This window comes from Pantoea sp. JV6, from assembly GCF_025910055.1.
Lineage (GTDB): Bacteria > Pseudomonadota > Gammaproteobacteria > Enterobacterales > Enterobacteriaceae > Pantoea > Pantoea agglomerans.
The window spans coordinates 1-12,679 of record NZ_JAPCIM010000003.1 but is presented as its reverse complement, the minus strand read 5'-3'; the positions used below and the strand labels follow the sequence as shown (position 1 = coordinate 12,679).

The 12,679-nt window shown below is 55.5% G+C and carries 13 protein-coding genes; 10 read left to right on the top strand and 3 right to left on the bottom strand.

The window, feature by feature from the left end; genetic code table 11:
• Positions 1-96: 96 nt before the first annotated feature.
• Positions 97-804, bottom strand: a complete 708-nt coding sequence (locus OK412_RS04070) for a phage antirepressor KilAC domain-containing protein (RefSeq protein ID WP_010247108.1) — start codon at positions 802-804, stop codon at positions 97-99.
• 389 nt (positions 805-1,193) lie between these two features.
• On the opposite strand from OK412_RS04070, the gene OK412_RS04065 reads away from it, so the two are divergent.
• Entirely contained in the window at positions 1,194-1,628 is a 435-nt protein-coding gene (locus tag OK412_RS04065; RefSeq protein ID WP_010247107.1) for a 6,7-dimethyl-8-ribityllumazine synthase, read from the top strand.
• A 55-nt stretch (positions 1,629-1,683) separates the two neighbouring features.
• The gene (locus tag OK412_RS04060) at positions 1,684-2,157 is read left to right on the top strand and encodes a DUF1348 family protein (protein ID WP_010247104.1); all 474 of its coding nucleotides are present in this window, start codon (positions 1,684-1,686) and stop codon (positions 2,155-2,157) included.
• A 45-nt stretch (positions 2,158-2,202) separates the two neighbouring features.
• Here OK412_RS04060 and OK412_RS04055 read toward each other — a convergent pair whose 3' ends face one another.
• A complete protein-coding gene (locus OK412_RS04055) occupies positions 2,203-2,598 on the bottom strand; it encodes a hypothetical protein (protein WP_010247102.1) in 396 nt (131 codons plus the stop codon).
• A 361-nt stretch (positions 2,599-2,959) separates the two neighbouring features.
• On the opposite strand from OK412_RS04055, the gene OK412_RS04050 reads away from it, so the two are divergent.
• The 3 genes from OK412_RS04050 to OK412_RS04040 all read left to right on the top strand — a co-directional run bounded on the left by OK412_RS04050 (position 2,960) and on the right by OK412_RS04040 (position 5,982).
• Positions 2,960-3,730 (top strand): MerR family transcriptional regulator, encoded by a 771-nt coding sequence (locus tag OK412_RS04050; protein ID WP_264352718.1) that lies wholly within the window; start codon positions 2,960-2,962, stop codon positions 3,728-3,730.
• 122 nt (positions 3,731-3,852) lie between these two features.
• A complete protein-coding gene (locus OK412_RS04045; RefSeq protein WP_010247098.1) occupies positions 3,853-4,242 on the top strand; it encodes a DUF1090 domain-containing protein in 390 nt (129 codons plus the stop codon).
• Between the two features lie 465 nt (positions 4,243-4,707).
• Complete coding sequence (locus OK412_RS04040) at positions 4,708-5,982, top strand: Glu/Leu/Phe/Val family dehydrogenase (protein ID WP_010247095.1); 1,275 nt, start codon at positions 4,708-4,710, stop codon at positions 5,980-5,982.
• Positions 5,983-6,023: 41 nt separating this feature from the next.
• On the opposite strand, the gene OK412_RS04035 is transcribed toward OK412_RS04040, so the two are convergent.
• A complete protein-coding gene (locus tag OK412_RS04035; RefSeq protein WP_010247093.1) occupies positions 6,024-7,193 on the bottom strand; it encodes an ROK family transcriptional regulator in 1,170 nt (389 codons plus the stop codon).
• 297 nt (positions 7,194-7,490) lie between these two features.
• Here OK412_RS04035 and OK412_RS04030 point away from each other — a divergent pair, with 297 nt between their 5' ends.
• Genes OK412_RS04030 through OK412_RS04010 form a run of 5 tightly spaced genes read left to right on the top strand, consistent with a single transcriptional unit; the run spans position 7,491 to position 12,520 of the window.
• The gene (locus OK412_RS04030; RefSeq protein ID WP_010247091.1) at positions 7,491-8,738 is read left to right on the top strand and encodes an extracellular solute-binding protein; all 1,248 of its coding nucleotides are present in this window, start codon (positions 7,491-7,493) and stop codon (positions 8,736-8,738) included.
• Between the two features lie 9 nt (positions 8,739-8,747).
• On the top strand, positions 8,748-9,656 hold the full coding sequence (locus tag OK412_RS04025; protein WP_022624334.1) for a carbohydrate ABC transporter permease: 909 nt from the start codon (positions 8,748-8,750) through the stop codon (positions 9,654-9,656).
• Positions 9,646-10,485 carry a carbohydrate ABC transporter permease gene (locus tag OK412_RS04020; RefSeq protein ID WP_022624335.1) on the top strand — a complete coding sequence of 280 codons (840 nt, stop codon included), beginning with the start codon at positions 9,646-9,648 and terminating at the stop codon, positions 10,483-10,485. The genes OK412_RS04025 and OK412_RS04020 overlap by 11 nt, the downstream gene beginning before the upstream one ends.
• A 2-nt stretch (positions 10,486-10,487) precedes the next feature.
• Complete coding sequence (locus tag OK412_RS04015) at positions 10,488-11,435, top strand: carbohydrate kinase family protein (protein WP_033768974.1); 948 nt, start codon at positions 10,488-10,490, stop codon at positions 11,433-11,435.
• Between the two features lie 2 nt (positions 11,436-11,437).
• The gene (locus OK412_RS04010) at positions 11,438-12,520 is read left to right on the top strand and encodes an ABC transporter ATP-binding protein (RefSeq protein ID WP_033760468.1); all 1,083 of its coding nucleotides are present in this window, start codon (positions 11,438-11,440) and stop codon (positions 12,518-12,520) included.
• Positions 12,521-12,679 lie beyond the last annotated feature (159 nt).

Here is a 12,679-nt window from a genome sequence, read left to right as displayed (position 1 = left end):
CGCACTCTGTTGCGGCCTTTTTTTATATCTGCACTTTTACAGGCACATCTGCCAGCACTTATACATCCGCGCCAGCCCGCAAGATCACAGGAACGGTTACGCGGCTGCGCCTTTTGGCTGAGCAGAGAGATGCCCTGCCCACAGACTGGCGACCCATTTCACCCCTTTAGACGTAAAACGTGCCTGAGAGAAAGCGTGCTGATTTTCGCCCGTGCCGGTATGCAGCGTAAAGTAGCCGGCCTGCATATGGTAGTGCTGCGGCGTCAGGGTGCCTTTTGCGCGATACATGATGTTGCGCTCCAGCAGAAACTGGCGAAACTCCGGTTCTTTCACTTTCAGCATTTTGCAGAGCTGCCGAAAGCCCAGCGAGTCATCAACCTCAACGAAGTTATCAAAGAACGCCGCCTTGGGTGCCGAGAGAGCCAGTTGCTGCTCCGCCGCCTGACGCTGTTCAAACTGCTCAGCCCAGGCGCGAGCGGCTTCAGCCGGATTGGTAAAGTCAGGCAGATGGGTCGTCTTCTCGCGGTCCTGCCAGCGATCCAGCACTTCTGCAGTGAAGCCTGGCGACAGGCGTGCCACGGCCAGCAGCGAGTCACGCTTGCACAGACGGTACTCCTGACGCACTTCCCCTTCCCGCTCATACTCATTCACGCTGAGCGGCTGGGAGAGACGCTGAGCCGTCTCCAGACTTTTGATTAACCGCTTCACTTCTCCGTGTGTAATACCGGTCATCTGAGCCAGTTCACGACTGCTCATTGTGACCGATTGTTCCAGAGATTTGAGGCTTTCAGTTGAAATCATCATGGGTTCACCCCTCGCTAACGCTACCAATACCCGGCGGGCAGTCGATTAATTATACAAACACCTGTTCAAATATCCAGTATTTTATTTAAGCAATAACGTAACTGGAAGCTGTTACGCAAACAACAGGGTGTGAGGCGGTTTGGCGGGCTGAAGAGTGCGTGCTGAATGCCTTGCAGGAGGCGTTGCGGGCTTTTGCGGCAGCATAAGCGGGTAATCCATCGCTAAGTTATTTACATATAATCACAATGATGGACACAGACTCTTTACATTACAGTATAGTGAAGGCTGTCAGCAGGTTACTGGCCTGCCGGGCTCACTATTTTGATTCGGGGTGCAGGGGCGAAATCTGGCCCGTTACCACTGAATGTCACCTTTTACTGGAGTAAGTCATGCAGCCGTTGAAAGTCGCCTTTATTAAAGCTAACTGGCACAGCGAAATCGTTTCTCAGGTTCTGACAGGATTCGAACAGGAACTGGAAAGCCGCGGTACCTCATATGAGATTAAGACATGGGATGTTCCGGGCGCTTTTGAAATGCCGCTGCTGGCGCAACGCCTGGCGCAGACCGGCAACTACGATGCGATTGTCTGTGCAGCACTGGTGGTGGATGGCGGCATCTATCGCCATGATTTCGTCGCGCAGGCTGTGGTAAGTGGTCTGATGCAGGCACAGCTGGCAACCAATGTGCCCGTCTTCTCGGTGTCACTCACGCCGCATAATTTCCAGCCATCGGCCGAGTTTATCGACTTCTATACTCAGCATTTCGTGAAAAAAGGTCAGGAAGCGGCGCGTGCCGTCTGCCAGATTCACGCCCTGGAACTCTGATACGACTGTAACGAATGCTGACAATGCGTTTGCCTGCGCTGTTAAGGAGAGAAAGTTGGAAAATACACGTCCGCCTCTACCGCCATTTACCCTGGCTGCACAGGCGATTGAAAAAGTCCGGCTGGCTGAGGATGGCTGGAACAGCCGGGATGCGGAGCGAGTCGCTCTGGCCTATTCAGCGGACAGTAAATGGCGCAATCGCGATACCTTTCTGACCGGCCGGGCAGAAATCATCGCCTTCCTGCAGCAAAAATGGCAGCGGGAGCAGCAGTATCGGCTGATTAAAGAGTTGTGGAGTTTTGACCAGAACCGGATTGCGGTGCGGTTCGCCTATGAATGGCATGACGAGCAACGGCAGTGGTATCGCTCATATGGCAACGAGAACTGGGCCTTTGATGAGCAGGGTTTAATGCAGCAGCGTTATGCCAGCATCAACGATCTGAAAATCAGTGAAGAACAGCGGCTGTTTCACTGGCCGCAGGGCCGACGCCCTGACGACCATCCTTCACTGAGCGAACTGGGCTTATAGCGCCTGCCCTTCCAGCGGAGAGCGCAGCTCTCCGCCGTCATCCACTCAGCCCTGCTCGTCCTTGTTCTCAACAAAGGTCGCTTTGTTGCGTGTGACCGTATAAGCCACTTTTTTAACATCTTCCGGTGACGTGGTCACTTCTACCGGTGCAATGGTCACCCGACCCATACCAAACAGAGTGGGGACATAGCCACCGACCTGGTGTTTTCCGGCCGGAACATGCAGCAGCATGCTTTCGCCGTTAGGTAATCTGCCGGCGTCTTTACCATCTACAGTCAGGAATACACTGGAGCCATCATCTGCGCGGGTCTTGATGTGTGAGACATCAATCTGCGTCGGGCCAGCAGCAAATTCATCTGGCGCATCGCTGGCGGCATGTTTTGCACAGCCAGTCAGTACAGCAGCAACCGTTACAACGGCGAGACTAAAACGATAACGCATTGGACACTCTTTCTCCTGATCATCAGAACCCGCTATTTTAGCGATTTAGCGGGAGGATGTAAGTGGGATAAGAGTCGGCATGCTCTTAAAAGAGGCTTAAAAGTACCGATTTCCCGGTATATTTGCGTAAAGAATATTTACTGAATAAATAAACAGTATTTTTATTGCCTGATCGCAGCGCTTTTAACCTGCTGATCAGCATAAATTTAATCGGAGAATAACAACGAATAAGCGTAGCGTCACAGGCACATAGCGCCGATTTGCCTTAACTCTGCCTCTGTTAATTGACTGTTATAAGGTTCATAGTGGTGGTTCATCCCCGGTTAATCCCGGCGGCCTTCCCCTCTACAGAGGGCACGATATGCATTCTTATACCACCGATACTGTTTGCGCCATAACCGGCACCCATCCCGCTAACCTGAAGAGCTGGATGAAGCAGGGATTACTGACGCCGCAGCAGTATCAGGAACGCTGGAGTGATCATCACCTCAGTGAAATCCAGACCCTGGTTGGCTTAACAGCCACTGGCGCGACGCTCGACGAAATCTGGCAAGGTCAGCAGGCTGCTTCGACGGTCACCACCTATGGCTGGGCGGCGCGCAAAGGCGACCTGCTCTGGCAACTGGAATTTGGCACACCGCTGTCGCTTTCACGCCAGATGCACACGATGTCCAGCCACTATAGCGGTGATGATTTCGTCATTAATCTGCTGCGGCCGCTGAGCGCCTGGCTTTACGCCGATCTCCGTCGGGGAGCGTCACGTCGCCTCAACCGTTTTGAGCAAACCGTGCAGCAGCAGGCGGATAAAGTCATGCGCGCCTCATCGCGTAATGAATCTTCTATTCCTCTGTTTCTGGAAGCGGTGAGCGTACTTGATAAAACCGAAATCTGGCTTGAAGCCATTCGTCTTACTGCGATGGGCTTTAATGTCGAGGTTGACTCGCGTGCAACCGGGCTGCCAGCCGTTAAAACCGACCTTCATCAGCATCATGTGATGTGGTGTGGTGCCGGCATCAGCCAGCAGATGCAGGACTATTTTGAACAGCAGACTCTGGATGGCCATCCGGTAATGCTCAGTGGACCTGATTGTAACCTGCAATTTGCCCAATCCAACGCCTCCAGCGCTGCCTGACAGCAGGCAGCGCCTTCTTTACCCCTGTTTTTCCGCGCCAGTAAATAATTTTTTTCGTTAAGAATCTCTTAAGGTGGTTCCGTATACTGGTGCCACAACCCTGACTCATTGACGAGACTAAGATGAAAAAGACCTTACTGACCTTCAGCCTTCTCCTGTTACCACTCACTTTTACTGCTGCTCACGCGGCCTCTGGCCTGACCGGTTGTGCAGCTAAAAAGCAGGAGATTGAGACCCAGCTCTCTTTTGCCCGCCAGCACAATAATACCCATCAGGTTGCCGGCCTTGAAAAAGCGCTGAGCGAAGTGAATCAGAACTGTACCGAAAGCAGTCTGCTAAAGCAGCGTCAGGAAAAAGTGGCAGAGAAAAAGTTGAAGGTACAGGAACGCGAACAGGAACTGGCTAAAGCGAAAGCTGAAGGCCGCAGCGCCAGCAAGATCCAGAAGCGCGAAGATAAACTGGCTGACGCTCGCCAGGAACTGAAAGAAGCCGAGCAGGCTCTGCATCAGTAAAACTCATTCTGGCCAGCCACTGCGCTGGCCCGTTATTCTCCTTTCCCCAGCCCTGACCCTCTCTCCTTTCTAAATACCTGATTAGGCTGCGCTATTAACGTCCAATCCATTACTTTATGTAATCCTTTGATTACTTATTCTCATGCACTTAATTGGTGCAGTAAAGTCAACATGGTTACGATCAATTATTTAACTTTTTGAACGCCCTCAAAGATCTGAAAGATAGTGATATTTCCTGTCCTATGCAGAAAATACGCACTCCACGCGCATCTTTATTCGTCTGTATGGGGCCAGCAATACTAATCTATTCACTTACCCTGCCCCAAAACAGGGCATTACTGCGTTGTGTCATGGCTGATGCCACATCTTATTTGTTTCAGGAGTGTTAGATTATGTCGGCGCAATGCAATGCGCTCTCCATCCACGGCTCCACACAATAAATAACTTCATTAAGAAAGGTTTTTTATGGATAAGTTATCTTATGCGTCTGAAAGCAGCACATCTGCCTGGTCCACCTATTTACAGCAAATCGACCGGGTTGCGCCCTATCTGGGCGATCTTTCACGTTGGATAGATACTTTGCGTCATCCAAAACGTGCGTTGATTGTTGATATTCCTCTCCAGATGGATGATGGCTCAATTCGCCATTTCGAAGGCTATCGCGTTCAGCACAACCTTTCGCGCGGCCCAGGAAAAGGCGGTATTCGCTACCATCCGGATGTAGACCTTAATGAAGTGATGGCGCTCTCCGCATGGATGACCATCAAATGCGCGGCGGTTAACCTGCCTTATGGCGGCGCTAAGGGCGGCATCCGCGTTGATCCGTTCAAACTGTCCGACGGTGAACTTGAGCGACTGACCCGCCGTTACACCAGCGAGATCGGCATCATCATCGGGCCGCAAAAAGATATTCCTGCGCCAGACGTCGGGACCAACAGCAAAGTGATGGCATGGATGATGGATACCTACTCCATGAACCACGGCACAACGATTACCGGCGTTGTCACGGGCAAACCGATTCATCTGGGCGGTTCACTGGGGCGTGAAAAAGCCACCGGTCGCGGCGTGTTTATTACCGGACGCGAAGTGGCACGCCGTGCAGGTATTGAAATTGAAGGCGCACGCGTTGCGGTCCAGGGCTTCGGTAACGTCGGCAGCGAAGCGGCACGCCTGTTTGATGAGGCGGGTGCTCGTGTGGTAGTGATTCAGGATCACACCGCGACGCTGTTTAATGCCGATGGCATCAATATGGCTGCCCTGACCGAATGGCAGATCGCCAATAAGCAGATTGCCGGTTTCCCTGGTGCGCAGAGCATTGATAAAGAGGCGTTCTGGACCACAGGGATGGATATTCTGATCCCGGCGGCACTGGAAGGTCAGATTACCCGCGAGCGTGCTGAAGTCCTGAGCTGCAAAATCGTGCTGGAAGGCGCAAACGGCCCGACCTATCCGGATGCCGATGACATGCTGGCCACCCGCGGCATTATTGTGGTGCCGGACGTGGTCTGTAATGCCGGTGGCGTGACCGTCAGCTACTTCGAGTGGGTTCAGGACATGGCCAGCTTCTTCTGGAGCGAAGATGAGATCAATCGTCGCTCAGACAAGATCATGACGGAAGCGATGGTACATGTCTGGGAAAAGTCGAAGGAGAAAGATTGCTCGCTGCGCACCGCGGCCTATATCGTGGCCTGTGAGCGTATTCTGATGGCGCGTAAAGATCGCGGTATCTACCCGGGTTAATGTCTGTGGCGCTGTTGCCTGCAGCAGCGCCTTTTCCCTGCCTACTTCATCAGCACCTGAAACTTCGGATTAAATTCATCGAAAATCGGTAAAGCGGCGGCGCCGAGAGCGGCTGTATCGCTGCCGGTCATGCCAATTTTTAGTCGCATATCATTAAGGTAACGTCCGCGCACCGACTGATAAAGCGGCGGCAATCGCTGCACCATCTGCTCCAGCAGCGGCGCAGGCATCATCCCGCCAATAATCACCGCCTCAGCATCAAACACCGACTCCAGAATATTGATCGCCTGACGCAACGGCGTCGTCACATTCTCAATCCATGCGGTAAAACGCGCGGGTTCAATCTGCAACAGATCTTCGGGCAGCGCCCGCATTGGATCGAGACCGCAGAATTCATAAGCGGCCTGCAGCGAGACGTAACGCTCGAGGCAGCCCTGATTTCCGCAGTAGCAGTCGCGACCGCCCGGCTCGACCACAATGTGTCCGATTTCGCCCGCATTATGAGCGTGGCCGGTATAGATATGACCATCGGTGAAGATCCCCGCGCCCAGGCCGGTGCCGATATAGAGATAGATAAAGGAGTTAAGGTGGCGCGCTGTGCCGTGAAAGCGTTCGCCGATGGCGGCGACCGTAGCATCATTTTCCAGCGTCACCGGCAGACCGCTAATGGTGGCGAGTTCAGCCTCGATATCGACCTGCTCCCAGCCGTTCAGCGTGGTCGGTCCCACTGATGAAATGCCCTCCACACCAAAAGGCCCTGGCATCACCACGCCAATCCCCAGCACTTTCTGCCACTGAGTACCCAGGAAGGCGCGCATCTCCTCCAGCACGCTGGCAATGCACGCCAGGGTGGCAGCAGGCTGGGGCTTTTGCACCAGAACGAGGCGGCGGAAACGCACTTCGCCGCTGAGATCGACCAGAACCAGCAGCAGCGTCTGGTGATCAAGATGGATGCCGATCGACCAGGCACTGGTGGGATTGAGCGTAACCGGAATTGAGGGCTGACCACGCCCGCTGCGGCGCGGCTGGCGGCTGGTCAGCAGTTCGGCCTGCTCCAGTTCCGCCACGATATTCGAGACGGTCTGCGGCGTCAGTGCCGTCATGCGGGCCAGTTCGGCACGGGTCAGTTCACCGTGCAGGCGAATGGCTTCAATCACCACACGTCGGTTATGCGCCCGCGCATGTTCAAGGTTGGTACCCGAGGTTTTCATGTTGTTTTCCATTTCAGCGGGACCCGACAGTATTGGTCTCCGAATGCATTCGGGCAAACAATATCTTTGATGCTGCACGCAATTCTCGCGCATCAGGATAGGCAATTTTGCCATAAAAGCGCAGTCTGAGTTTCAGCGTTGTTACGGCTTTGTTGCTATGCCCTCCGGCACTGTGGCACGCCGTTTGCTTAGATTCAGACAGGTCAGTTCACCCACTGACCAAAATTACGCCCCCGATTAAATCAATCAAATTGATTTAATTAACCGACAGCCTGTTGCTGCACAGTGGAGAAGACCATGTCACAGCGTTACACACCCCAACTAAAAGCCGGTTTTGCCGCCTTACTGATGTTAAGCGCAGGCAGCGCGGCGGCGGCCAGCCAGATCAATGCCCTGTTTATGACCCAGGCGGCTTACAGCGAAAATGATATCCGCGCGATGACGCAAAATTTTCAGAAGCAGCACCCGGATGTCAGCGTCAATCTGGAGTTTGTTCCTTATGAGGCGCTGCACGACAAGATTGTGGCGGCGCGTGGCGCGGGCGGCAATGGCTATGATGTGGTGCTGTTCGATGCCATCTGGCCAGCGGAATTCGCCCGTTTCGATCTGCTGCAGGATGTCAGCGCACGCATTACGCCAGAGGATAAAGAGAAGGTCTTCCCGGGCGCGATGAACACCGTGGTTTACAAAGGTAAAACGCTGGGTATGCCGTGGATCCTCGACACCAAATACCTTTACTACAACAAAGCGATGCTGGCTAAAGCGGGCATCACCACGCCGCCACAGACCTGGCAGCAGGTGCTGGATGACGCGAAGATCATCAAGGATAAAAAGATTGTCACCTGGCCGCTGGTCTGGAGCTGGTCCCAGGCTGAGGCGCTGGTGTGTGACTACACCACGCTTGTTTCAGGCTTTGGTGGTCAGTTCTATCAGAACGGCAAACTTAACTTCTCCAGCCCGGCTTCACTAAAGGCGCTTAACCTGATGAAAAGCTCGCTCGATGAGGGCCTGAGTAACCCGGCGTCGCGTGAATATCTGGAAGAGGATGTGCGTAAATCGTTTTCTAATGGCGATGCGGCTTTCGCGCTGAACTGGACCTACATGTACAACATGGCGAACGATCCGAAGCAGAGCAAAGTGGCGGGCGACGTTGGGATCATGCCTGCGCCCGGCGATGCGCCAGGAAAAGTGGGGGCGGTAAACGGCTCAATGGGGCTGGGGATCACCAAAGGCAGCACCCATGCCAACGAGGCGTGGCAGTACATTCAGTACATGACCTCACAGCCGGTACAGAATCAGTATGCGAAGCTCAGCCTGCCGATCTGGAAATCCTCTTATCAGGATGAAGCAGTGAAAAAGGATCAGGAGAGCCTGATTGCCGCGGCGGACAAATCGCTAAACGTGATGCTGTCACGTCCGGAGACCGCTGACTATTCCCGTCTGTCGAACCAGCTGCAACAGCAGTTACAGCAGGTGTTGCTGGGTAAAGCCCCGGCGCAGGACGCGATGGCGACGGTTGATAAAAGCGCCGCCCGGCTGCGTTAAGGAGTTATGATGCTGAGTTTGCGTCAACGCGAACAGCGTCAGGCATGGGTGCTGCTGGCACCCATGCTGCTGGTGATGCTGCTGTTAACCGCCTGGCCTCTGCTGCGTACCATCTGGCTCAGCTTTACCGATGCTGCGCTGATTGGCAGTGGTGAAACGCCTGCCTGGATTGGGCTGGAAAACTATCTCTATGCGCTTAGCGATCCCGACTTTCGGGCGTCGATCTGGCGCACACTCTATTTCACCCTTGTGTCTGTCACCGTTGAAGGGATTATCGGCGTGCTGGTGGCGCTGCTGCTGAATCAGAAATTCATCGGGCGCAACGTTTTGCGGGTGCTGGTGATTCTGCCGTGGGCGCTGCCGACCATCGTCAACGCCATGATGTGGCGGCTTAACTTCAACCCTGATTACGGCAGTATCAATGCCCTGCTCAGCCAGCTCGGTATCATTGACGGTTATCGCAGCTGGCTGGGATCGCCGGAGGCGGCGCTCAATGCGGTGATGTTTGCGGATATCTGGAAAAACTATCCGCTGGTCACCCTGCTGGTGCTGGCGGCGCTGCAGTCGATCCCCGAGGATCTGTTTGAAGCGGCACGACTGGACGGTGCCTCCGCCTGGCGGCGTTTCCGGGCGATTACCTTCCCGGCGATTGTTGCACCGCTCGGCGTCGCGCTGGTGTTACGCACCATCGATGCCTTTAAAATCTTCGACATCATCTACGTGATGACGCGCGGCGGCCCGGTGGACAGCACCAAAACCCTGAGCTTTTTCGTTTATCAGGAGTCGTTCAGCTATCTGCGTGCCGGCAGCGGTGCCGCCTACGCGATACTGATGACCCTGATGTGCGCCCTTCTGATCACGCTCTATCTGCTGATGTTATGGCATCAGCGCCGCCGGAGTACCGCTTATGAAAACTAAACTGCGACGGGTCCTGCGTTACGGGGCTGCGCTGCTGGTCGCCGTCAGCATTCTGGCCCCGATGGGCTGGCTGTTTCTGATGAGTGTCAGTTCTGCCAGCGATCTCTCCCGCGTGCCGCTGGAGTGGCTGCCGCGTCAGTGGGATTTCAGCCGCTATCAGGGGCTGATTTCGCTGGCACCGAATCAGCCCGGCAACGTTTTTCTGCACGCGCTGGGCAACAGTTTGCTGGTAGCGACGGTGGCCACAGCGATCTCGCTGCTGCTGGCGATACCCGCGGCGTTCAGCTTCTCACGCTACAGTGGTCGTGATGCCTGGCTTTCCGGCGCTCTGGCGATCTATATGGTGCCGCCCGTGGCGTTTGTGCTGCCGCTCTACTTTCTGCTGCAACAACTGGGGCTGCTCAACACCCGTCCCGGCCTGGTGATGGTCTACTGTTCGCTGATCCTGCCGTTTCTGACCTGGATGCTGAAGAACCAGTTCGACTCACTGCCACGTGATATCGAACAGGCAGCACGGCTTGATGGCCTGCGCTTCTGGCAGGTTCTGCTGCGCATTACGCTGCCGCTGGCAAAGCCGGTGCTGGGCGCTGCCGCGCTGTTCGGCTGGCTGCTCGCCTGGGATGAGTTTTTCTACGCGCTGCTGTTCACCAGCAATATTTCGGCACAGACCCTGCCGGTCGCCATTGCCGGTTTTACCGCAGGACGCGCGACCGATGACGGGCTGATCGCGGCAATCGGCATTCTGGCTTCGGTGCCGCCACTGTTTATTGCCATCTGGTTGCAGAAGACGCTGGTCAGCGGTCTCACCAGCGGCGGAAGTAAGGGATAATTATGGTCACTACCCTCACGCCCACCCTCTATGTGGTGGGCAATATAAATGTTGATTTAATCATGAGTACGCTCAGCGACTGGCCGCAGCGCGGCACGGAAGTGATGCTGCAGCACAGCGAGTTACGTCCCGGCGGGTCCGCAGGTAACTGTGCGCTGGCGCTGGAGGCGATGCAGGTGCCGCATCGGGCCATTGCCAATCAGGGCGACGATGGCTTCAGTCACTGGCTCGCCAGTCACTTTCCTCATAGCGCTGCATACTGGCCGCGCTATGCCTGTGAAACCTCGCTGACGGTAGGCGTGACCCATCCCGATAACGAACGCTCGTTTCTCAGCAATCACGGCCATATTACCGTGCTGACCGCGGACGATGTGCTGGCCCAGTTGCCGTCGCAGGCGACGCCGGGCGACATCGTCCTGCTGTGCGGCACCTTTCTCTGTCTGGAACTCTATGATCACTACCCGGCGCTGCTGGCCGCGCTGCAACAGCGTGGCTTCTGTGTCGCCGTGGATACCGGCTGGCCGCCTGCCGGCTGGAGCGATGCGCTTCGCTTACAGATTGGCAACTGGTTAGCGGACTGTGACTGGCTGCTGCTGAATGAGGTGGAAGCGCTGGGCTTATCGGGCGCAGAACTGCTGGATGAAAGCGGTAAACAGCTGGCAGCCCGGCTCAGTGGTCGCGGCGGCTGTGTGATTAAGTGTGGCGCAGAGGGCGCACGTCTCTGGTCTGCCGCCTCTGTGCAGTATGCTGCTGCCCAGCCGGTGACGGTGGTAGATACCATTGGAGCCGGTGACAGTTTTAATGCCGGTTTTCTTACTGCACTGCTCTATCACCAGCCATCGCACACGGCGCTGCGCTGGGGCATTGAAGTGGCATCACAGGCGATAAGCAGCTCTCCGCGCCGCTATCCCAGCTGGCAACAACTCCAACTATCAAATGAGGTGCGCTGAACATGGCCAGTGTTGAACTTGTACAGGTGGCGAAGCGCTACGGTAAACAGAGCGTGCTGCACCCGCTGGATTTAACCATTCCTGATGGCAGTTTCACTGTGCTGGTCGGCCCCTCCGGCTGCGGCAAATCAACCCTGCTGCGGCTGCTTGCCGGTCTGGATACCGTCTCTGACGGGGCGATCATGCTGGATAAAAAACAGATTAACGATCTCGATCCTGCTGACCGGGATATCGCCATGGTGTTTCAGAGCTATGCGCTCTATCCGCATCTCACCGTCGCGGAGAATCTGGCGTTTCACATGCAGGTGAAAAAGGTGAAGCGCGAGGAGCAAAAAAGCAAAATCGCCCGCATTGCCGGCATTCTCGGCATCGATCAGCTGCTGCAGCGTTATCCAAGAGCGTTGTCGGGTGGACAGCGGCAGCGCGTGGCGATGGGCCGCGCCATGGTGCGCAATCCGCAGGTGTTTCTGTTTGATGAGCCGCTTTCTAATCTTGATGCGCAGTTACGCATGGAGCTGCGGGCCGAGATCAAGTCGCTGCATCAGCGTTTCAAAACCACTATGGTCTATGTTACCCATGATCAGGTTGAGGCGATGACGCTGGCGGATCAGATTGTAGTGATGAAAGAAGGGGTCATTGTGCAACAGGGTGCACCGCTGGCGATTTATGACCGCCCGGTTAACACCTTCGTGGCGCGGTTTATCGGGTCACCGCCGATGAATCTGCTGGATGCCCGTTTCCAGACACGCGATGGGCTGCCTGGCGTCTGCTGTGGCGAGCAGTGGCTGCCGTTGCCGCGTCGCTGGCACAGTGCGGCACAGCAGCAGGCCGATCAGCCGGTCACGCTTGGCGTACGACCCCACGATCTGATTTTTGATGCCAGCGGGCAACCGGCGGCGGTCAATATTGTTGAGATCACCGGCGAATCGACCCTGTTACATCTGAACTGGCAGGGTTTCCCGCTGCATATGCAACTGACCGGCCGCAGCGATGCCGTGCCTGGCGGCACGCTGCCGGTGACCGTTAATCCGGATAAAATGCATTTGTTTGATGCCAGCAGCGGCATGCGGCTGACGGAACAGTGATAAAAATAAACCCGCCAGCGGTAATGTCAGTCAGTTAAGCGACAGGTGATAACGCAGTCTGGTGCCGGGCAGGGGCTGGCGGTCCTCGCGCCGCTTCGCGGTTCCTTCACTTCATTCGCCTGCCTGACGGACCGCCGGGGATGGCACATCCTGTGCCGC

Coding starts and splice junctions, on each gene's coding strand:
- OK412_RS04025 (WP_022624334.1), top strand. CDS start 8,748: ATGCTGAGTTTGCGTCAACGCGAACAGCGTCAGGCATGGGTGCTGCTG.
- OK412_RS04055 (WP_010247102.1), bottom strand. CDS start 2,598: ATGCGTTATCGTTTTAGTCTCGCCGTTGTAACGGTTGCTGCTGTACTG.
- OK412_RS04030 (WP_010247091.1), top strand. CDS start 7,491: ATGTCACAGCGTTACACACCCCAACTAAAAGCCGGTTTTGCCGCCTTA.
- OK412_RS04040 (WP_010247095.1), top strand. CDS start 4,708: ATGGATAAGTTATCTTATGCGTCTGAAAGCAGCACATCTGCCTGGTCC.
- OK412_RS04065 (WP_010247107.1), top strand. CDS start 1,194: ATGCAGCCGTTGAAAGTCGCCTTTATTAAAGCTAACTGGCACAGCGAA.
- OK412_RS04010 (WP_033760468.1), top strand. CDS start 11,438: ATGGCCAGTGTTGAACTTGTACAGGTGGCGAAGCGCTACGGTAAACAG.
- OK412_RS04020 (WP_022624335.1), top strand. CDS start 9,646: ATGAAAACTAAACTGCGACGGGTCCTGCGTTACGGGGCTGCGCTGCTG.
- OK412_RS04035 (WP_010247093.1), bottom strand. CDS start 7,193: ATGAAAACCTCGGGTACCAACCTTGAACATGCGCGGGCGCATAACCGA.
- OK412_RS04070 (WP_010247108.1), bottom strand. CDS start 804: ATGATGATTTCAACTGAAAGCCTCAAATCTCTGGAACAATCGGTCACA.
- OK412_RS04050 (WP_264352718.1), top strand. CDS start 2,960: ATGCATTCTTATACCACCGATACTGTTTGCGCCATAACCGGCACCCAT.
- OK412_RS04045 (WP_010247098.1), top strand. CDS start 3,853: ATGAAAAAGACCTTACTGACCTTCAGCCTTCTCCTGTTACCACTCACT.
- OK412_RS04015 (WP_033768974.1), top strand. CDS start 10,488: ATGGTCACTACCCTCACGCCCACCCTCTATGTGGTGGGCAATATAAAT.